Source organism: Paraglaciecola sp. (genome assembly GCF_039943935.1).
GTDB lineage: Bacteria > Pseudomonadota > Gammaproteobacteria > Enterobacterales > Alteromonadaceae > Paraglaciecola.
Genome location: NZ_JBDUZQ010000010.1, coordinates 77,292 through 98,663, shown reverse-complemented (window position 1 = coordinate 98,663; position 21,372 = coordinate 77,292). Strand labels below are relative to the sequence as shown.

Here is a 21,372-nt window from a genome sequence, read left to right as displayed (position 1 = left end):
TTGAAGTTATAGTCAAGCTATATCAATCGTTTGCAACAGGTTTAGATGGTTCTAATTCATCTAACATTTAGAAAAAGGAATAGAGACAGCGGTACAGGTATATCTGTACCGCTATTTTAGTGTTTAATTATTGGCGTATCACTAAATATAAAGAGGTGAGGCCTCGTTTAACATTTAGAGCAATTACACCTTTTGCTTCCTCCAGTTCTGAGCTGAGTTGCATTACTGTATCTACCTTTTTCCGGTTGATACCAATAATTACATCACCATTTTTAAGACCAATACTTGCAGCTGGAGAACGTGCTTCTAATTCAGATACAACAATCCCATCATCTCCTTGCTCTGTTTCCCCATTTGTTAAAGTAGAACCTTCAAGGGCTGGGTGTACTTCTTTTGCCACAACGGAGTTAGTAGACGCATCACCTAACACTACTTCAACTGTTTTAGTTTTTCCTTTACGAATTAAGGTCAACTCTAGTTCAGCTCCAGCCCCTTTGCTGGCTACTTTGGCTCTAAGCTCAAGGAAGCTGTTAACGGGCTTGCCGTTAATCTCGGTAATGATATCGCCAGCCTGAATACCTCCTTTCTCAGCGGCAGAATCTGGTGATACTTCACTTACAAAGGCCCCTTGGCTAGCCGATAAGTTCATGGCCTCAGCTAAACCAGAGTCTATGTCTTGGCCTAAAATACCTAATAGTCCCCTTCGTACTTCGCCAAACTCTATGATTTGGTCTACTAAGCTTTTCATCATATTGCTAGGAATTGCAAAGCCAATACCTACGTTGCCTCCGTTTGGTCCAAAGATGGCGGTATTTATTCCGACTAGTTTCCCTCTAAGGCTAACTAAAGCCCCACCAGAGTTACCACGGTTAATGGCTGCATCAGTTTGAATAAAGTTTTCATATCCACCAATGTTAAGTCCCGAACGTCCTAGCGCACTAACGATACCTGACGTGACAGTTTGATTTAAGCCAAAAGGATTACCAATAGCTACTACAAAATCACCCACTCTTAACTCGTCTGAGTCTGCTAATGGTACGGCCGTTAAATCATCAGGTTCAATCTTAAGAAGGGCGATGTCACTTTGTGGATCAGATCCTAATTTTTTTGCTTTGAACTCTCTGCCATCGGTCAGTTTTACAGTGATTTGGTCTGCGTTATCAACCACATGATTATTGGTAACCACATACCCTTCATCTGCATCGATAATGACTCCAGACCCCAATCCTTTGAATGGCCGCTCTTGAACTTGTTCATCAGAGCCACCGAAAAAATGTTTAAACATTTCTGGAACCCGCTGCCTTGAAACTTGAGTACCTTCAACTGAAATACTGACTATTGCCGGTGTGGTCTCTTCGATCATCGGTGCCAAACTTGGTATTTCATTTTTATCATTAGAAAAAAACGGCAATGCTGCGGTTGCGGTTAAGTTTACAGACAAGCTCATTGTCACCAAACATGCGCTTACTACAAAACGATTAATACCTTTTTTCATTAACTATCATCTCCAATTAAATACAATACATTGACTATTTAGTTTGATAGAAAGTTCATTACTTCGACTCTTTCTCTACAACCTCTTCTTTGCCAGAAAACAATCCAGACCCTTGTGAGGCGAAATCTAGAGGTTGGATATCTGCATCTGGAATATTATTTTTTTCAGTTGGGCTGCTATTACGTAAATAAGTAGTGGCATCTTCTCCAAAGTAATTGATGGAATTGCCGTCAGCGCCCGTAGAGTGGTTGATTAGTTGTTGCTCGTACTCTTCAATTTGTTTGTTCAGCGCCTCACTTTGTGCACTTAATTGAGCAGAAATACGCTTTGCCTGGTGAAGATGCTGTGAAGCTTGCTGCGTCATTAACTCGTTTATGGTGAGCTCCTTTTCATCTTCACTCAAAATATTAGGTTGTTTTTCATTGAAATATTTTGCAACAAAAAAGCCGATCACCATACCTACAATTAATAGCAAAATACCTACTAACCAATCCATAAAAACTCCTAATTTATTTCTATTGCAAATAGACTCTGTTGTTTTAATTCAAACGGCAAAAATGCCTAGAGTCGATGAGCAATGTTTGTTTAATATTGTTATTATACGCTCTGCAATTTCAATGCGGTCTTTTTATTTGAATTCAAGTGTAAATGAATGATGAATGTATAAGATTTATTCATGCACCTTTTCATCTGTAATAGGCATATAGCGATAGGAAACTCGGGTAAATATGTCCACACAGACACCTTGGCAAAAATATCAACTTGATCTCCAAGAGCAAGATTTTCAATACGATGCAGCGCAAGAAAACGCGGTAAAAGAACTACAGCGTCTCTTTGATGAGCTAACTCAACCTCAGCAAAAACTTACTTGGCGTATCAAATTACACAGTCGTTTTGGAAAAGGAATGACCAAACCTTCGATACAAGGTATTTATTTTTGGGGAGGAGTAGGGCGAGGTAAAACGTATTTGGTAGATACCTTCTATGAATGTCTACCTTTTAAAAGAAAAATGCGTATTCATTTTCACCGTTTTATGCACAGGGTTCATCAGGAAATGCGTGCTTTAGATGGCCAGTCAGACCCTTTAAAAATAATCGCTAAAAAATTTGCAGCTGAAACCAAAGTCATTTGTTTTGATGAGTTTTTTGTGTCCGATATAACAGATGCAATGATTTTGGGTACCTTGATGGAAGCTCTATTCGGCCATGGCATTGTATTAGTGGCAACCTCTAACATAGTGCCTGATGAGCTTTATAAAAACGGTTTACAGCGCGCTAGGTTTTTACCCGCCATTGAGTTAATTAATCAAAATACCCGCATAGTAAATGTTGATAGTGGCGTAGATTACCGCCTGAGAACCTTGCAACAAGCTGAAATATTTCATCACCCTTTAGATGACAAAGCGAATGAAAATTTACATCGCTATTTTAAAGAGTTAGCACCAGAAGAAGGAACAAAGAATCAAAGCATTGAAATTGAAGGCAGGATGATCTCAGCTATTAACTATGCTGATGGTGTGGTGATGTTTGAGTTTAGAGCTGTGTGTGATGGCCCAAGAAGTCAAACAGACTATATGGAGATAAGCCGCTTTTATCACACAGTTTTACTCGCCAATGTAGAACAAATGGGACAGGCCACTGATGATATCGCTAGGCGCTTCATCGCTATGGTTGATGAATTCTATGAACGCAACGTTAAGTTAATTATTTCTGCAGAAGTTCCTTTAGAGTCACTCTACTCTGAAGGGCAATTAAACTTTGAATTTAGACGCTGCTTAAGTCGTTTAAAAGAAATGCAGTCTCACGACTATTTGGCCTTGCAGCATATTCCGTAGGGACTAATTGCAAGTATGCTCCAAAGGGAGGATTGCTTTTGTACTCTGTCTAGAATATCGGTAAAATCAAGATACTAAAGCTAATTTGAGTTGGTTCGAGCAATAGGCTCGTTATTAAAAAGAGAATAATTTAATGGGAAGAAAGTTCGAAGTTCGTAAGGTCTCCATGGCAAAAACCGCTGGAGCAAAAACCAAGGTATATTCTAAATACGGTAAAGAAATTTATGTAGTTGCTAAAAATGGTGGAACCGATCCACAGGCAAACTTATCGTTACGTCGGTTAATTGAGAAAGCTAAAAAAGATCAGGTGCCAAGTCATGTGATTGATAAAGCAATCGATAAAGCCGCTGGTGGTGCTGGTGAAGATTATGTACCTGCACGCTACGAAGGCTTTGGCCCTGGTGGCTGTATGGTAATCGTTGATTGTTTAACAGACAATAACAATAGAACCATCACAGATGTGCGTAACTGCTTTACTAAAACAGGCTCAAAATTAGGTGTTGAAGGTACAGTAGGACATATGTTCGATCATCAAGCTGTTTTCGCCTTTAATGGCGATGATGAAGATGCTGTGCTTGAAGTATTAATGGAAGCTGACGTTGATGTGACTGAAGTGGAAGGGGAAGATGGTGTTATAACCGTATATGCCCCTCATACGGAATACAATAATACTCGTAAAGCCTTAATGGATAACGATCCTGAACTTAAATTTGAAGCAGAAGAAATTACGTTTATCCCACAAACTGAATCATCAGTAAGCGGTGACGATGTCGCAAATTTTGATAAATTTATGGATATGTTAGAGGACTGCGACGACGTTCAACACGTTTACCATAATGCGGTTGTAGAGCGTTAATTATTATTTTTTAATGACTGATTAAAAAAAGCTGAGTTATTACTCAGCTTTTTTGATTCTGAAGTAAAAAAACGCTCGGCTAGAACTTTAAGTCTTTTTTAGCATGCTACGCCAGATATCGGCCCATCCAGGCTCTTTACCAAATAGGGTAATATTGGCCCGAAAAACACGTGTAGCAAAAAGGCGAACATAATAAATACCTATCACTAAAAATACTAGCGACAGTGCGATATGCCATATTGGTACACTCATAGAAGCAATACGCATTGGCATAAAGCTTATTGACGTAAGGGGGAGTAATGATAATACCTTGGCTACTTGGCTACTTGGCTACTTGGCCATTGGGCTCGCCCATAACAATAAATACTAGCATCACGGGCACCATAGGTAGCATCATCAGACCTGTTTTCCCTGAATGATTCGGGTCATCTATAGTGGCTGCAAAACCCACAAATACGTAATTCCAAAACAATACACCTAGTACACAGAATAAAATTATTTGGGATAGGACCGCAGCGGATACATTGAGATCTTGTCCGCCATCTGAAAACACAGAAATACCTGAAAATACAATTAGCATCATTAAGCTGGTGGTGATAAGGCTTTTAAAACTAGATAAACATAAACCTAGGGCTTTACCGTCTACCCACTGTTGGTGGTTGATGCAGGTTAGTAATTGCTCGGTAATACGGTGTTGTTTTTCTTGAGTTACTGAAGTGAAGCATAACCCAAAGCTACTAAACACTGCCATGGCACTGAGCACGGAGGCGAGTATTGCGAGGATTTTGACGTTACCACCTACTATTTTTTCTGCTTGGTTTATAAGGTTTAATGTAATTGGATTTTCAAGCTTCTTTAGTTCTTCGTTGCTGACGCCCATCTTTTGTAGCAGTCTCGACTTTTGAGCATCGGTAAGGTTTTTTTTGAGGTCTTCTTGCCAGCTGCTTTGTTGAGAAACATAAAGAGTGTACACGTCACTTTCTTCTACCTTTAGCACCCCATCTAGGTGTGTATTTTCTATTTCATCTAAGAGCTGTTCTGTAGTGTGTGCAGAAGTTAATTTGGATAACGAAAACTTGTTATCGAGTTCAGTGTTTATCTCTCCAATAACCGCAAGATTAACGACTTTCTGAGTGCTATTTTTATCCCATACTTGCACCGCAAATATGGCCCCATAAATGGTCAACATAACTAGATAGCTAATGATGTCTTGTTTCCATTTAAAGTTACGCATAAATTCCCAGCGGGCAACAAGCAATATCTTATCCATTGTGAGTTCCTTGAATGCTACTTATATAAATGTCATGCAGACTGGGCTGGTGAATTTGTAAGCCTTCTATTTGGTGGGATGTGAGCATAGTTTGCAAAAACTGTGGGACACGGCAATCATGAGATAGGGTAAACTTAATACTGTTGTTATCTAGACTGCTTGTTTTTATCAATTGTTCACTTAAAGGGAAGTCATCTAAAGTAACTGGATCGCTGAATTGCACGATTAAGCTATTTCCTAACTTGGCGGACTCTCTAATTTCTTGCATTTCTCCATATAAAGCTGCTTTACCATAGTTCATTAGTAAAAATCTATCGGCTAGCTTTTCAACTAGAGACATTTGATGGGCACTCAGAATGATAGTGGTGCCTTGCTGTTTAAGAGTTTGTAGAAACTGAATTACCTTTTCTTGGTTGATGGGATCTAAACCAGAAAATGGCTCATCTAAAAATACAATTTTTGGCTGATGGATAATGGCACTGATGAGTTGTACTTTTTGTTGATTACCTTTCGATAAAGATTTGAGCTGGTCTTTTTTTCGCTCATTTAGATCAAAACCTGTTAACCATTTCTCAGCTTGGCTATGTGCTTCAGATTTACTCATGCCCTTTAATTGGCCCATATAGATTAGGGTATCTATGATTGAACTTTCTTGATACAAGCCCCGCTCTTCAGGTAAGTAACCGAATAATTCACTAGTTAAGGTAATGGTTTTATTTTGGTCATCGAAAAACTGAATGTTTCCAGTATCAGGGTACGTTAAGCCAATTAGCATTCTTATGGTTGATGACTTACCCGCACCATTTGGGCCAAGTAATGCAAAAATCTCCCCCGTGTTAACCTCAAATGACAGGTCGTCTACAGCTAAAATTCCTGCATATTGTTTTTTAACATTGGTTACCGATAGACGCATACTTTATTCCCTTAATTAGCTACGTCTATGGTAATTGACAGCTGCTTGCTATGACACATACTTTTTAAAACAAGTGTTGCAAAGTATGTGTGGGTTCTACTACAGGTTCACAATTTGGTCTAACAACCCAATCATTAACTTTGTTCCTGTACCTGATGCAATACCATCAAACACGTTCTCAACATTTTTTCCTTGCTGGCCTCCGGCTAAGTCACTGATCGAGCGGATTATTACCCAGTCTACATCATTAATGAAGCATACTTGCCCGACAGCGGCAGATTCCATTTCAGATACCTGAGCTGTATAAACTCTTTGTAGCCACTGGCGATAGTCTGCGTTATCTAGAAATACAGACCCTGTTACACCATTGCCCCCAACTTTTATTTGAATAGGATGACCAGATGGCATTTTTATTGGACTAACTGCCGCAACTGCTTTTTTAGTTAATTCAATCAACTCTGGTGTTGCTGTAAAATACGGCATTTGTCTTGGCTCATCCCAGCCCTCTTTCACAACAGCCATTTCTTCTGGATGAATAAAACCATAGTTTTCATATTTTGGCGCGTGGGGGTCGTTTAGTTCTCTTGCTTTATAGCGGCCGAGAGCTGCTTCATAGTAGTCAGGTAGTATGAATTCACCTGCTTCTTTTTTATCTGGATTTACGTACACAGATTCATCATGAAAATACCAGCGTTCAGGTATGGCTATATCCCCAGGTTGAAATTCTGGGTTAATAGCCCCGGCTATACCCATCATTACTACTCTATCAATAGGAAAATAATCTAGAGCCATTTGCATTGTCATTGCGGCATTGGGAACGCTAATGCCAGTGGTAAAAATAACAATGGGTTCACCTTTATAGGTTCCCAATTGATATTTAACGCCTTTAATCGTAATAGTTTCAGTAATTTGGGCATCATCTAGCTTGCTGAATGCATGATCTATCGCTTTTATTTCAGGTTCGTACGCTGCTACGATAGCTGTCCACTTATTTTCAACTGAAAACTCTTGCGGTCCGTACTCTTGAGTTTTGGCAAAAACCTGGCTACAAAAAAGCGCTAGGCAATTAAGCATGAGTAGGTGAATGACTGATTTGTTTAACATTTGGATTTCCTCTTATTTAAAACTTGCACCGCTTATAGAGTCAGGGTGAATTTATTATTGTTAATGTTTAATCGAGAAGTTACTTTCTTTTTGAGTCTTAAGGACCCATTTCTTGTAGTGTCGGATAAACCTGTTGAGCCTATCATGACTTATGTAATCATCGAAGAGTTTTGTTTTGTGCGTCTCACTTTGTCTTATACATATGTTAGCCTGTCATCCTTGTGTCTGCACCTGTAATGCCCGTTGTTTCTTGAACTGCAATTGCAATCTGTTTGGTTAACATTTTTGAAAACATATCAAGAATTCGTGCGAATAAAGTTAAGCTACAAACGATGTCTTGAGGTAAATGGGCAAATGACGGCGACTAAAAATTGCAGTACGCGATGCTTACACAATGATAAAAGAGAATATCTTGAACATTTACCATTTTATCCTTTTTAACTTCAAGTCTATTTCAATTTTTGACATCGACTAGATGCTTTTCGTAATGATTTTTTAAGAAATGTCATTGTTTTTACTGTGCGATTGGGAGTAGTTACTAAGCCAACACGCTTCACATTCTTAGCTAAAATATCGAGAGTATTATATGGCTAATATATCTGACATGAACTTGGCTCTTAAAAGCGTTTTTAGAGGTAACAGGCTAATTTTTAGTTAAAGCAATACCAGCCTTCTCTAACGGGTCTTATTTGACTGCGACAGAACAGACCGAACTTCAAATAGGTAAAGGTCTAATTCTTTTTTAGCTGATTCATAATCTTTAGCATATTCTTTTGAGGCAGTATCATTTTTATAAGCCTCGAAAGCGTCATCTGCTCGCCCCATCAACTCTTTAAGTTTATTTTGATTGAAATCCATGTCATTTCACTTAGTTTAAAAATTAACCATCATCTTATTACACATACTTGACTACTGCCAACCCAATAATAGCGAGAACAATTAATACAGGTGATTCATTCAAAAACCTATAAAACTTTGGAGAGTGCTTATTTTGATCCTTAGCAAATGCTCTCATTAGGAAAAACAAGTAAATATGGTAAGCATACAGTATTGACACTAATGCTAATTTTATATGTAACCAATGTGCGGCTGTAAACCACTGAGCACCGTATAGGGAGATCAACCATATACCTAATATTAAGGTTAACAAGGCAAAAGGTGTGATAAAAAACCATAGTCGTCTTTCCATCACTTTAAATTGGTCTTTTACAGCCTGATTACTCGTTGAAGCATGATATATGAATAATCTAGGTAGATAAAAAATACCGGCCATCCATGCAACCATAAAAAACAAGTGAAAAGCTTTTATATATAGCAGTGTCATATTTTACTCGCATTACGGCTAGTCAAAAGCTAGCTTGATGTAAATTGTCTCTTAACGTATTCCAACTAATCACCCCAATGATGTCATCCGGGGTACCCGCATATATGTATACAGCTCCTTCTCGTTTAGTTGACAATATTCCATATACTTCAGCTAAGGTGGCTTGAGACTTTACACCTTTCATCTCGGTAAAGGTAATCCGTCTAGTGTCACAATCTGGCTCTTGGTCATAACCTACAATGGAATACTGCACTGCGTCTTCTAGCTGAAATTTACGCACCACTGTAGAGTTTTCTGAGGTATCTAATAAATTAACTACATTACCAATTTCATCAGATACCACCTTGTAGTCATCTTCCATTACTGACAATACTCCTGTCTTTTGTAACTCGCCTAAAACAGAAGATAAGGTATAAGGTAATTTTTGAAATTCTAATTGGCGAATGAAAATAGAACTATTACCTAAAAACTGTGTGGAGGTAACATACGCAGGCACTATCACTAGGATAGCAGGAAGGATCAATTGTGGACTATAAGATAATTCCATTACTGCTGAAAGCGCGGCTAATGGAGCGTGCACAACTGCTGCCATTAATCCAGCCATACCTAGTAAAGAAAAACTTCCTTGTAGTTCGTTTGAGTTATCAACAAATAAGCCAAGCGGAGCTGCGAGTATTGCTCCACTTATCATGCCTATTACAAATACAGGCCCCATTACGCCGCCAGGTACCCCTAATCCAATGGCAACGATAGTTAGAAAAAACTTTGCGCATAATACTGCAATTAATATTTTCATACTGTCATTCTCAGCAATGAATTCATGAGCAGAGTGAAAATGAGCGCCAAGCGAGTCGGGCAATATAACCCCGATAATCCCTGTGATTACACTAGCAATAATGAGTCGATAAACCATAGTTAGGCGGTTTGAACGCTGCATAATGATCATTAGAGAGTTATTAAATAATGTGGCCACAAAGCCAAGCACTATGCCAAATAAAATTAGATACAGATATACCCATTGGCTGAAATCTTGAAACTGTATAAACGACAGCTCTTGTGCTTCGCCAAACACGGCTCTGGTCATGACACTGCCACAAGCAGCTGCTAGCATAACAGGTATAAATATATGGATTCTGTATTCTCTTAGTACGACCTCCATAACAAAAATAACCGCTGCAAAAGGTGTGTTAAAAGACGCTGATATACCGGCAGCAATACCACATCCCGATAAAATCCTAATACTATTATTTGGTAACTTTAGCCATTGCCCAAAAAAACTACTACCAAAAGCTCCAAGGTGAACGGAAGGGCCTTCTCGACCAACAGAAAAGCCGCTTGCTAACGCAACTGCTCCCCCCAAGAACTGATTAACCGTGGTACGAAAGGGGATACGCCCAAAAAAATGTTTAATTCTGTGAATAACAAATGGGATCCCCATTCGGTAGTGCTTAAAGCCTGTAACGTAGGCAATGAATATAATGCATAGGGCTCCAACTATTGGTAGTGCCAGCCGGGCAATTGGGTCTAATTCACCATATTGATTCGTTTCTACTAAAAACTTGGTTTGCAACCAATCTACTGTTAGTCGAAATAGTATAATTAAAGAAGCCGCGCAGACGCCCCCTATAATGCCTATTAGACACAATTGAATAGAAGTATTCGGTTTGGCGAGTTCTTTTCTAAAGGCATTAAGGTTCATAAACAAAAAGAAAGTATATTAATTGTTTAGTTCTCCACAGCTTATCACAAGCTATTGTATTTAAAACTAATTTTCAGGGTGTTAGTATATAATTATGATGACTTAAAAATCCCCGAGAAAATATCTTGACTCTATCCGAGTATAAAAAACAGTTTGGAGCATTTCGGCTATATGCTTTTTTTGTTGTAATCATTGGTGTGGCTTTGTATTTGGGCTTTAAATTAGGTGGCGCTAATCAAAGTAGACAAGCCTCGTTGATTTCTACTCACGAGCAGAGTATTCAAAACTTAACTACTGAAAACCTTAAGCTAACCCAAGATTTAAATGTGTTGGGTGTCAAGCTTGAAGTCGCTGAGTTGGCTCAGCTGCGTCATAAAAGTGAAATTGAAACAATATTAGACCGAGAAAAAAAGTTAAAATCCACTTTGGAGTTTTATCAACAAGTCATGGCCCCTGAGCTTAAAAAGGAGGGGTTCTTTATAGAAGGCTTTTATGCTGAGCCAACATTAAGTGAAAATTCTTATCGATTTGAGTTAGCGCTCGTACAGCATGAAAAAACAAAGAATACCCTTAAAGGAGCTTTAAATATTACTTTAGTTGGCAGTGAAAAGGGTCAACCCAAAACATACCTTCTTAAACAATTCTTACCTGAGCGGCAGTCTTTGAGTTTTAGCTTTAAGTACTTTCAATTACTTAATGGTGAGATCACCTTGCCAGATGGATTCCAGCCAGAAAAAGTAACTGTTCATGCCTCGATTTATCAATTTAAACGTAAAAAAGGCGAGCTAACCACCACATTCGATTGGTTATCTACTCGGGAATAGTTGACCAATTTAGTCGGGTACTGGATAATCTATATTAATTAGTGAGTCCTTATTGTTTAATTGAGATTTTTGTTATGACCGTGCAAACCGCTTTACCTATTGAATTTTCAGATGCTGCTGCTAAAAAAGTAAGAAATTTAGTTGAGGAAGAAGAGAATCCAAACCTAAAATTACGTGTATACGTTACTGGTGGTGGCTGTTCGGGCTTTCAGTATGGGTTTACTTTTGATGAAAAGGTAAACGACGGCGATACGACAATAGACAAAAATGAAGTGACTTTGGTTGTAGACCCAATGAGTCTGCAATACTTAGTAGGCGGAGAGGTGGATTACACTGAAGGTTTAGAAGGGTCTAGATTTTTGGTTAACAACCCCAATGCCACCACAACCTGTGGTTGTGGTGCATCATTTACTGTTTAACCAAATTAGCTTAATGATATTTGTGCTGACGAATTAGTTGGAATGAGTACTTTCAAATATTTTGTCAGCCGACGCAGCGACAAAACCTTGATATAACTCACCATTGCTCATTGGATACCGTTGAGCAAACTCGTAGAAACAACTCGGTACTACTTTTTTCGCATCTGTAAACTCAACTTCAACCTTATCTGCCATGGTGGAAGACTGCGCCAGTAACACTTCAGGCCCGCCTTTTATTTCGCCACCAGAGGTATTTAAGGTAAATCCAGCTTGTTTCAATCTGTTATTAACAGCAGCTAACTCATGAATACTTTGCATATGGTTCAAGCTAACAGTGAAGTGATTAGCACAATACCCCCAAACTGACATCCAAGCAGCATATTCTGAGTGAGCCACTAAGGTTTCATATTCTTGTAATGACAGGTGCCAGTGTTTCCCAGAATATAAAAAGTCATCTTGTTGCCAAGCATCATCTGCTACTGCTGATAGCATTTTGTTAATGATGCTTTGCACTTGTTGAGGCATCTCTTCAATCAGCAACTCACTAATAAATACTTTAGGTTGCTTAGTATCAGGGTGCTCAAAGTGCTTCGCTCGTAGCTTTTTTTGTTCAAAGTTGTATTGACCTTGCTCTGTGTATCCTAAGTCTAAAAAATGCTGGGCTAATTTATCTAAGTTAACCTTATCTGCATTAAATGTACGTAGTGCAATATGATCGTTTACTAAGCTCGATACCTGATGTGTTTCTTGAGCCTCGTACTCTTCAAGTAACTTATGAATTTTGAAAGCTGAAGGCGTAATCGCTACATAACTTTGCCATAACTTCGCAAAAAGGGTATTGATTTCGTTTGTCATAAAAAATCCTTCCTTTGTAAAAGCTAAATATTTAATCCAGGATTAAGTGTTCCCGGTAACGTGACTTTTTCAAGCTCAACTGAGGCTACTGGGTAAGCACAGTAATCAGCAGCATAATAAGCACTTGCTCTATGGTTACCGCTATCGCCTATTCCACCAAAAGGAGCTGCACCACTGGCTCCAGTGATTGGCCTATTCCAGTTAACAATGCCGGCACGAATACGCTGATAAAAATACTGATAGTCATCTTCATTATCCGCTAACAAGCCTGCCGATAAACCAAAACTTGTATTGTTGGCTTCTGCAATAGCATTGTCGAAAGTGTCATAGCGTATGACTTTTAATAGAGGTCCAAAGTGTTCTTCATCTGGGAGTGCAGAGATTATGTCTGTTACATCAATAATGCCTGGTGTGACAAAACCAGACTCAGTGTCTTGATGGATTAATGGTACCAATGTCCTTGCACCTAACTCGGTAAGTTGTTGTTGTGCATTAACCATTAGGTTCGCTGCTTGCTTTGAAATCATAGCGCCCATAAACGGCTGCTCATCAGCGTCGTAATCACCAACCTTAATATTTTTAGTCGCTTCCGTAAGCTTTTGTAAAAGCAGATCACCTGCAGGCCCCTGCTCAATGAATAAACGTCTTGCACAGGTGCAGCGCTGTCCAGATGTAACAAAAGCAGACTGAATAATGTCGTGAACGGCAGCATTAATATCAGCTACGTCTTTGACAATTAACGGGTTGTTGCCGCCCATTTCTAAGGCTAATATTTTGCCTGGGTGCCCTGCAAATTGTTCATGTAATATCTTACCAGTACGAGAACTACCGGTGAAAAACAGTCCATCTAAACCTGGATGAGATGCTAGGGCTTTACCGGTTTCTACTTCTCCTTGAACCATGTTTAACACACCCGCTGGCAATCCTGCTTGTTCCCATAACTGCAAGGTTTTTGCTGCTACTAAAGGAGTTAGGTCAGATGGTTTAAAAACTAAAGTATTACCTGCGAGTAGTGCAGGGACTATATGCCCATTAGGTAGGTGACCAGGGAAATTATAAGGGCCAAAAACCGCTACCACGCCATGGGGTTTGTGACGGATGAATGCCTTGCCTAAAGGCATGGGGTTTTCAACTGTACCAGTTCTGTCATGGTAGGCTTTTTCTGATAAGCCGATTTTTCCAATCATAGCTGCAACTTCTGTTGCTGTTTCCCATAAAGGTTTACCTGTTTCTTGAGAAATAGTCAGTGCTAGCTGTGTTTTGTTGTCTGCGAGTAAGGTTGCAAATTTTTTGACATACCCTAAGCGAGTTTCAAAGGGGGAATTACTCCAAGATACAAATGCTTCTCTGGCAGCTTTAATCGCGGCATCTACTTGATTTTGGTCTGCTGAATTTGCTTCCCAGATAGTCTGCTTTTTTGCAGGATCGATAGATTGAATCTGATGTCCGTTACCTAAGTGCCAGACGCCATTAATAAAATGAGTGCTCATGATTATGTCCTGAAATGAGTGGGGGCAAAGCGCATGTCATCACCATCTTTAAGACCCAAGGCGTCAGCCGATTGTTGGTCAATTAGTGCGCTATTTGATTGTTTGTCAATTTCAAGCTTAGTACATATGCCTCTAAAGCCTGAAATACTTGTATTGATAGCAAAGTAGTGGCGTTCTGAGTCAGGTAGTGAGGTCTGAATTTTAACTGGCATCTTTCGACTAGCTTGTGCTGTTCGGATATGTTTGAGGTTGGCTTCTACAGTTGGTCCTGCATCAAAGATATCTACGTACCCTCTGCTACTGAACCCTTCTTGCTCAAGCAATTGTAATGCGGGCTTGGTTTTTTCGTGAACTTTCCCGATAACAGCTTGGGCTTCTTTGCTTAGTAAGCTGACATATATAGGGTATTTAGGCATTAACTCCGCAATAAACTGTTTTTGTCCAATCCCTGTTAGATAGTCTACTGTTGGAAAGTCCATAGAAAAAAAATGCTCTTCTAGCCACTGCCAAAAAGGTGACTGGCCAGAATCATCATTAATACCTCGCATCTCTGCAATTATAGTTTCAGCAAATCTTTCTTGGTGTTCCATCATAAATAAAAATCTAAACTTTGATAACAAACGGCCGTTTAAATTTTCACGAGCACTCTGTCGAAGAAACAGGGTGCATATTTCAGATACACCCGTGTAGTCATTACATAAGGTAAGAATATCTACTGTGTTATATATTTTTAACTCACGAGAAGCATGTACAACTTTGCTCAAATGATAATGATAAAAAGCATCATCTAAGCCCACACTTGAAGCAATGCCGCTAGTGCCTACAACTTCTTGTGTTTCGGTATCTTGCATCACAAATAAATAACTCTCGTCACCCGGCTGGGCGACGGTTTTGTTAAATGATTCAACTGATTTGTCGATCTTGCTGGTTAGTAACGCTTCATTTACGGGTAAAGACGTAAAACCCACACCTGATTCTTGAGCTATGGCATGTAAAGATGAGTAGTCGCTCTGTTGAATGGGGCGAATAACTTTCATACTTTCTTCCTTGTGTTTATTTTTAGCTCGATACTACTTTTGAAATTGCAAGCTCAAAACGAGATAAACCTTCAAGAATATCTTCATCTGAAATAACGAGCGAAGGGGCAAATCTTACGACATTGGCACCTGCCACTAAACACATTAGATTTTCAGCAGCTGCTGCAACTAAAAAGTCTCTAGAACGACCTGCATACTGCTCATTTAGTACCGCACCTAGTAATAAACCTTTCCCTCTTATGTCACTAAAGCATTGATATTGCGTGTTTATTTTTTCTAACCCAGTGCGGAATAGTGTTTCTTTGTGTTTAACACCTTCTAGCACTTCTGAAGTATTTACTATATCGAGCACTTTTTCTGCAACTGCGCAGCCTAAAGGGTTGCCTCCATAAGTACTGCCGTGTGTGCCAATTTTTAGATGTTCAGCAATACTCGTGGTCGTTAACATGGCTGCAATGGGAAACCCACCGCCTAACGATTTTGCGGTGGTTAAAATATCTGGAACCACATCTAGTCCCATGTAAGCATATAAATCACCAGTACGGCCCATACCTGATTGAACTTCATCAAAAATGAGTAGTGCGTTGTGTTTATCGCAAAGTGCTCTAACGCCTTTTACAAATTCAGTCTCAGGGCTTACAACGCCACCTTCCCCTTGAATGGGCTCCATCATCACAGCACAAGTTTTATCTGAAATTAATGTTTCAAGCGCACTTAGGTCATTGTAATCAATATGGTCTATGGCACTTGGTTTAGGGCCAAAGCCATCAGAGTAAGCAGCTTGTCCGCCTACTGTAACTGTAAAGAAAGTACGCCCGTGGAAGCCTTGGTTAAAAGCGATGATTTGATTTTTTTCAGCACCAAACTTATCAACAGCATAGCGACGTGCTAGTTTAAGTGCAGCTTCATTTGCTTCTGCCCCTGAGTTGGCAAAATAAACTTTTTCTGCAAATGTGGCCTGAGTAAGTTTTTTGGCTAGTCTCAGTGCTGGCTCATTAGTTAGCACATTACTTAAATGCCATACTCTTTCGCTTTGCTCTTGAAGTGTTTTAACTAATTCAGGGTGACAATGACCTAATACATTTACGGCAATACCACCTGCAAAATCAATAAACTCAGTACCCGCTTGATCCCACAATCGAGAACCCAATCCTTTAACCGGTATAATTGCTGCTGGGTTGTAATTAGGGACCATTACGTCATCAAATAAATCACGGGTTACATTCATAATATTGCCTTAAATATATAAGTCTTACAGAAACGATATTTGTAATGACTTTGTCCAAAAAAGAAAAATATTATGGCAGATAGATTACCCTGTGTCTGTACTGAAATTTAACGTAACTTAGTATTGTTAAAGGGTTTTCGCTAATTTTTCACGAATTGTGAATAACTATTAATTTGATTGAGATGGTTAACATTCTTTATACCAAAGAAAGTGGCACGTTAGCAGTGAGGTAGTTGCAAAGCAGGAAATGAATGAATTTGCATTAGTATGCGTAAAAATTATTCTGAACTCAAAGTTAAATTTAATGAACGTAGGTCAGTTGTTTTGAGTACTTCAAGTGATCCTTTAGGCATATTTAATGTTCTTATGAAGTCTTTTGACTGTTGTAAATCAATTAATTTATGGCTTTTTAATATTCGATATTGAGCATATCCATAGCCTTGCCTTAACACTCCAGTCAAAGGAGACGCATCAGCCGTTTTTGTATTTTTGGCTAATTCATCCATCGCGTTATTAATCATTACACGTTTAAACTCCATTCGATTGATAAGTTGAGAGCTTGTTTTAAACGCATAGCGCGCATTCAACATGTTAAGAAACTCTCCTGAAGGCGTTAACTTCAAAAGTGCAGAATGTTCTTCATGTTGACGGGCACTTTCGGTCTCTTTTAAGGCTTGAATTTGAACGCTATCAAATATTCTGAAGTACAACTTAGTAATAACTATTTTTCCTAGTTGCTGAAACATGCCTAAACAAAATGCGTGGTTTGGATCTATGCCCGCTGCCTGAGCCAATTTTTTTGAGGCTAACGCCGTCGCCATAGCTTCTTCCCAGATCCTAATTTTTATTGTTGGATACGGATCTGTAATTTGTGGTAACGCACGCTTAAAAGCCAAGCTCGTGACGATCATAATAAGATTCTCAATGCCAAAAAAGCTTATAGCGGCTCTTATATTCTCAACTACTACAACTTTTCCTTTGCTATCAACTCTTCTATATTTAGCTTGGTTCGTCATTTTTATTAGATCATTATAAAGCCATGTAACGTCGCATGCTAAAGGCTCAATTTTAGAAATTGTCGCCGCTTTTAACCCTGCTTGATCTAATAAGGCCACAATAGCGTCATCGAAGCCTAGAATCTTGTTATAAAGGTAGTCAGTATCTTTGATACTGTCGGCCAATTGTTTTTCTACTTCTTCGTTAATTTGATCATTAATAGAACTAACAAAACTTTGTTCGGATTTTGTATTCAAGTCTTTTTCTTGGATAGCTTGTCTTTCAACTCTTAACAGAGAACGTTTAGTTTTACTTTGTTCTATTTCTACTTTACTTAATAAAGGTTCAACCTCCCTTAATAAATTTTGCTGAGTTTGCTTTAGGTCTAAGAATAGGTCGCTAAAACGAGTGGCAATGAGGGTATTGATAGGTAGAGGTTGGTTCATTAATGCAAGTATTCTTATTAATAGTTTAGGTATTATACAAAATCATAACAATATGAGTGACAAACTAATGCCATTTTTATTGTCTAATTTATATTAACTTAGGATGAAAATAATACAAACTCTTCGTTAACTCCCCTCAAAATTAATTTATCAGAGAAATTTGGAGTAAACTTAATATTTATGGCTCATTAATAGATTCTAGAAAATTATTAAGTAATTCGTGTCCAAACTCCGTTAATAGAGATTCAGGGTGAAATTGCACACCAAAAATAGGAAGTGTGCGATGCTCGATCGCCATAATTTCTGTTTTACCGTTATTGTTAAATTCTTCACCACCACTCCATGCTGTTATGTCGAACTCTTTTGGGACAGTATGTGGTTGAAGTAAAAGCGAATGGTAACGTGTGGCCTTAAAAGGCTTTTTTATACCTTGAAACAAGTGTGATGACGTATGGAATACATTGTCAGTTTTGCCATGGATAACTTTATTTGCTTTCACAACTTTAGCTCCAAATACTTGTCCAATAGCTTGGTGGCCTAAGCACACACCTAAGATGGGTAACTTACCTGCGAATTGCTTAATGGCTTCAAGTGTGATGCCGGCTTCATTTGGAGTACATGGACCCGGTGAAAAAACCAAATATTTGGGAGCTAATGTTGCAATACCTTCGCAGCTAATTTGGTCATTTCGTATGATGTTAACGTCTTGGCCCAACTCTACAAAATAGCGAGCCAAGTTATGGGTAAAAGAGTCATAATTATCAATTAACAAAAGCATGTAAAATTAAGGTCGCTTTATAAATCCAATAGCTTCGTATGCCTTAGCAAGGGTTTTAGCTGCTCTTTCACTGGCTTTATCTGCACCATTCTTCATTATTCTGTCTAATTCAGCTTGGTCAGAACGTAAAGCATGAAATTTTTCTTGCATAGGTTCAATGAGCGCAACTACAGCATCCGCCACATCGGCTTTTAAGTGTCCATACATTTTATCTTCGTATTCTGGCACTAGCTTTTCTACAGAGGCTCCAGTGGCGCATGACAATAGGCTTAATAAGTTAGATACGCCTGGCTTTTCTTTGACATCGAAATAAATGCGAGCTTGATCATCAGAGTCTGTCACTGCACGTTTAATTTTTTTGGTAATCTTTTTAGGATCTTCTAATAGGCCTACAAAGTTGTTTACGTTGTCGTCAGACTTAGACATCTTTTTAGTGGGTTCTTGTAGACTCATTACTCGAGCACCAAATTCAGGAATGTAAGGCTCTGGTATTGTAAAAGTAGCACCGTATAAATTATTAAAGCGTGTCGCAATATCACGGGTCAATTCTAAGTGTTGTTTTTGATCATCGCCCACCGGAACTTGGTTGGCTTGATACAGTAGTATATCCGCTGCCATCAATGCTGGGTATGTATATAAGCCAGAGTTGATGTTAGAAACGTTTTTGGCTGATTTGTCTTTGAACTGTGTCATACGATTCAACTCACCCATTTGCGTATAACAGTTCATTATCCAGCCCAGTTGAGTATGCTCAGGAACATGAGACTGCATAAAAATCGTGCTTTTATCTGGATTTAAACCACAAGCTATGTAAAGAGCTAAGCCATCTAAACACGCTTGATGAAGTGCTTTAGGGTCTTGCCTTACAGTAATAGCATGTAAATCAACTAGCATATAAAGGCAGTCGTGGTTGTCTTGCATATTCACCCATTGACGCAGTGCGCCCATATAGTTTCCTAGGGTGAGTTGGCCTGAAGGTTGGCAGCCACTAAGTACAATTGGTTTGGTCATATATGCTTCTATTATCTTTAAAATGTTAGTTGATTGTTTGGTTATGAGGAGTATCTAGTTAACTAAAGAAAGCTCCGAACGCATTTTATTGATTACATCGTGGTAATCTGCTTGACCGAAAATCGCTGATCCTGCTACAAACATATCAGCACCGGCTTCTGCAATGGCGCGAATATTATCGACTTTTACGCCCCCGTCAATTTCTAATCGAATATCATAACCAGAACTATCTATTAAATTTCGTGTTTTACGCAGTTTATCAAGAGATTCAGGAATAAAGCTTTGACCACCAAATCCCGGGTTTACAGACATTAATAATATATGATGTAGTTTATGCATGACATGATCTAGGTGTGTTAATGGTGTCGCCGGGTTAAACACAAGGCCAGGCTTACATCCTAAATCAATAATTAGTTGTAAGCTTCTATCCACATGTTGTGAAGCTTCAGGGTGAAAGCTAATGTAACTGGCCCCTGCATCTGCAAATTGCTTTATCATATCATCTACTGGTTGCACCATAAGATGAACGTCAATATCAGCCGTTAGCCCTTTCTTTCTCAACGCATCACATACTAATGGCCCAATGGTTAAGTTGGGTACATAGTGGTTGTCCATTACATCAAAATGAACTACATCAGCACCAGCGGCAAGTACGTTTTCAACTTCCTCACCTAACCGAGTAAAATCTGCAGATAAGATAGAAGGCGCAATGAGATAAGGTTGTTTGTTCATGATCGTCTCGAATATAAGTGAATCAGTATTTTATCGAAACCTGAATAGGGATGAAAGCTTATAATTTTGCACCAAAACTGAGCGTAGTGTTTTTTTTTGGTGCGCAAATTCATATTAAAATGAAATTAAAAGCGTTAATTTATTTCATGTTTTGTTAAAAAAATTTTAATTAAAACAATTGGATAGATTGTTTCTCTAGCGCAATTATTGTACGTTTTTTAATAGGCATTGGATTTGCTTTCTGAAAGCGAATAATAAAAATAATATGATAAAAATAGTAAAATTTTAATAATCGGAGTAACACAATACATGAAAATGTTTAAATTAACTGCAATCACTGCCACCCTTTTAGCTGCATCAAGTTTTAGTCAAGTCGCATCAGCTGAAGGTAGCTTAAGCGCTAATATAGGATATGTATCAGAGTATCATTTCCGCGGAATTCAACAAACGGGTGCGGGTTCAACCAGCGCTGGTTTAGATTATGAAAATGGCGGTTTTTATGTAGGTACATGGGCTGCTGATGTAGCAGAAGGGCTTGAAGTTGATTTCTATGCTGGTTATGGCTTTGAGTTTGATAGTGGCATTGCCCTTGGTGCAGGTGTAACTTCTTATCAATATACTGGTGATTTTGATAGTGCCTATAACGAAATTAATCTAAGTGCTGGCTACGATATGTTCAGCTTTGAGTATAGTGTGGGTACTTGGGATGGTATCGATGGAGATGAGTCTAATCCAGAGTCTGATTATAGCTTTATTGGCTTAAGCTTAGAATTTGGCAGTTTCTCAGGCACTATCGGTTCTTGGGGCAAAGACTTTGAAGGTGAGTACTTCGAGCTAGCATACGGCACAGAAATCGGTGGATTTGATGTAGGTGTGGGAGTTATCGTTAGTGGTTCAGATCTTGACGACGATGAAGCAATGTACTTCTCTTTGAGTAAGTCATTTGATCTTTAATACATAATTTTGTTTTTATAAAGGCGCTATTAAGCGCCTTTTTTATATCTTATATAAATTGCACGACGAATTAACTAGTTGCTAAGGTAAATGGGGTGTGATGGTT

At 38.8% G+C, this 21,372-nt stretch carries 21 protein-coding genes; 5 read left to right on the top strand and 16 right to left on the bottom strand.

Annotation, left to right across the window (positions count from 1 at the left end; genetic code table 11):
* Nucleotides 1-127: 127 nt before the first annotated feature.
* Both ABJD71_RS06195 and ABJD71_RS06190 read right to left on the bottom strand, forming a co-directional pair.
* The gene (locus ABJD71_RS06195; protein ID WP_348166165.1) at nt 128-1,495 is read right to left on the bottom strand and encodes a DegQ family serine endoprotease; all 1,368 of its coding nucleotides are present in this window, start codon (nt 1,493-1,495) and stop codon (nt 128-130) included.
* A gap of 58 nt (nt 1,496-1,553) precedes the next feature.
* Nucleotides 1,554-1,991, bottom strand: coding sequence for a DUF1043 family protein (locus tag ABJD71_RS06190; RefSeq protein ID WP_348166162.1), 438 nt, complete (start codon nt 1,989-1,991; stop codon nt 1,554-1,556).
* Between the two features lie 232 nt (nt 1,992-2,223).
* Here ABJD71_RS06190 and zapE point away from each other — a divergent pair, with 232 nt between their 5' ends.
* Together zapE and ABJD71_RS06180 are read left to right on the top strand one after the other, a co-directional pair.
* The gene (gene zapE, locus ABJD71_RS06185) at nt 2,224-3,330 is read left to right on the top strand and encodes a cell division protein ZapE (protein ID WP_348166159.1); all 1,107 of its coding nucleotides are present in this window, start codon (nt 2,224-2,226) and stop codon (nt 3,328-3,330) included.
* Nucleotides 3,331-3,463: 133 nt separating this feature from the next.
* The gene (locus ABJD71_RS06180; protein ID WP_348166156.1) at nt 3,464-4,186 is read left to right on the top strand and encodes a YebC/PmpR family DNA-binding transcriptional regulator; all 723 of its coding nucleotides are present in this window, start codon (nt 3,464-3,466) and stop codon (nt 4,184-4,186) included.
* Nucleotides 4,187-4,508: 322 nt separating this feature from the next.
* Here ABJD71_RS06180 and ABJD71_RS06175 read toward each other — a convergent pair whose 3' ends face one another.
* The 6 genes from ABJD71_RS06175 to ABJD71_RS06150 all read right to left on the bottom strand — a co-directional run bounded on the left by ABJD71_RS06175 (nt 4,509) and on the right by ABJD71_RS06150 (nt 10,496).
* Complete coding sequence (locus tag ABJD71_RS06175; protein ID WP_348166153.1) at nt 4,509-5,456, bottom strand: ABC transporter permease; 948 nt, start codon at nt 5,454-5,456, stop codon at nt 4,509-4,511.
* Nucleotides 5,449-6,369: an ATP-binding cassette domain-containing protein gene (locus ABJD71_RS06170; RefSeq protein ID WP_348166150.1), complete on the bottom strand. Its 921-nt coding sequence runs from the start codon at nt 6,367-6,369 to the stop codon at nt 5,449-5,451. The genes ABJD71_RS06175 and ABJD71_RS06170 overlap by 8 nt, the downstream gene beginning before the upstream one ends.
* 99 nt (nt 6,370-6,468) lie before the next feature.
* Nucleotides 6,469-7,443 carry a 5'-methylthioadenosine/S-adenosylhomocysteine nucleosidase gene (locus ABJD71_RS06165; RefSeq protein ID WP_348166547.1) on the bottom strand — a complete coding sequence of 325 codons (975 nt, stop codon included), beginning with the start codon at nt 7,441-7,443 and terminating at the stop codon, nt 6,469-6,471.
* Nucleotides 7,444-8,148: 705 nt separating this feature from the next.
* On the bottom strand, nt 8,149-8,331 hold the full coding sequence (locus ABJD71_RS06160; protein ID WP_348166147.1) for a hypothetical protein: 183 nt from the start codon (nt 8,329-8,331) through the stop codon (nt 8,149-8,151).
* Between the two features lie 37 nt (nt 8,332-8,368).
* The gene (locus ABJD71_RS06155) at nt 8,369-8,797 is read right to left on the bottom strand and encodes a CopD family protein (RefSeq protein ID WP_348166144.1); all 429 of its coding nucleotides are present in this window, start codon (nt 8,795-8,797) and stop codon (nt 8,369-8,371) included.
* Between the two features lie 22 nt (nt 8,798-8,819).
* A complete protein-coding gene (locus tag ABJD71_RS06150) occupies nt 8,820-10,496 on the bottom strand; it encodes a chloride channel protein (protein WP_348166141.1) in 1,677 nt (558 codons plus the stop codon).
* Between the two features lie 125 nt (nt 10,497-10,621).
* Here ABJD71_RS06150 and ABJD71_RS06145 point away from each other — a divergent pair, with 125 nt between their 5' ends.
* Complete coding sequence (locus ABJD71_RS06145) at nt 10,622-11,320, top strand: DUF6776 family protein (RefSeq protein WP_348166138.1); 699 nt, start codon at nt 10,622-10,624, stop codon at nt 11,318-11,320.
* 74 nt (nt 11,321-11,394) lie between these two features.
* Complete coding sequence (gene erpA, locus ABJD71_RS06140) at nt 11,395-11,739, top strand: iron-sulfur cluster insertion protein ErpA (protein WP_348166135.1); 345 nt, start codon at nt 11,395-11,397, stop codon at nt 11,737-11,739.
* 33 nt (nt 11,740-11,772) lie between these two features.
* Here the strand turns inward: erpA and ABJD71_RS06135 are convergent, their stop codons facing one another.
* The 8 genes from ABJD71_RS06135 to rpe form a co-directional block, all read right to left on the bottom strand.
* Nucleotides 11,773-12,594: a DUF1338 domain-containing protein gene (locus ABJD71_RS06135; protein WP_348166132.1), complete on the bottom strand. Its 822-nt coding sequence runs from the start codon at nt 12,592-12,594 to the stop codon at nt 11,773-11,775.
* Nucleotides 12,595-12,617: 23 nt separating this feature from the next.
* On the bottom strand, nt 12,618-14,090 hold the full coding sequence (gene astD / locus ABJD71_RS06130; protein ID WP_348166544.1) for a succinylglutamate-semialdehyde dehydrogenase: 1,473 nt from the start codon (nt 14,088-14,090) through the stop codon (nt 12,618-12,620).
* Entirely contained in the window at nt 14,087-15,121 is a 1,035-nt protein-coding gene (gene astA, locus ABJD71_RS06125; RefSeq protein WP_348166129.1) for an arginine N-succinyltransferase, read from the bottom strand. The genes astD and astA overlap by 4 nt, the downstream gene beginning before the upstream one ends.
* 22 nt (nt 15,122-15,143) lie before the next feature.
* The gene (locus tag ABJD71_RS06120; protein WP_348166126.1) at nt 15,144-16,349 is read right to left on the bottom strand and encodes an aspartate aminotransferase family protein; all 1,206 of its coding nucleotides are present in this window, start codon (nt 16,347-16,349) and stop codon (nt 15,144-15,146) included.
* Nucleotides 16,350-16,627: 278 nt separating this feature from the next.
* Complete coding sequence (locus ABJD71_RS06115) at nt 16,628-17,791, bottom strand: HDOD domain-containing protein (RefSeq protein WP_348166123.1); 1,164 nt, start codon at nt 17,789-17,791, stop codon at nt 16,628-16,630.
* Between the two features lie 178 nt (nt 17,792-17,969).
* Nucleotides 17,970-18,569, bottom strand: a complete 600-nt coding sequence (locus ABJD71_RS06110) for an aminodeoxychorismate/anthranilate synthase component II (RefSeq protein WP_348166120.1) — start codon at nt 18,567-18,569, stop codon at nt 17,970-17,972.
* 6 nt (nt 18,570-18,575) lie between these two features.
* Nucleotides 18,576-19,580 (bottom strand): tryptophan--tRNA ligase, encoded by a 1,005-nt coding sequence (gene trpS, locus ABJD71_RS06105; RefSeq protein ID WP_348166117.1) that lies wholly within the window; start codon nt 19,578-19,580, stop codon nt 18,576-18,578.
* A gap of 54 nt (nt 19,581-19,634) precedes the next feature.
* The gene (rpe, locus tag ABJD71_RS06100; protein WP_348166114.1) at nt 19,635-20,312 is read right to left on the bottom strand and encodes a ribulose-phosphate 3-epimerase; all 678 of its coding nucleotides are present in this window, start codon (nt 20,310-20,312) and stop codon (nt 19,635-19,637) included.
* Nucleotides 20,313-20,621: 309 nt separating this feature from the next.
* Here rpe and ABJD71_RS06095 point away from each other — a divergent pair, with 309 nt between their 5' ends.
* Nucleotides 20,622-21,266, top strand: a complete 645-nt coding sequence (locus ABJD71_RS06095) for a TorF family putative porin (RefSeq protein ID WP_348166111.1) — start codon at nt 20,622-20,624, stop codon at nt 21,264-21,266.
* Nucleotides 21,267-21,372: the final 106 nt, after the last annotated feature.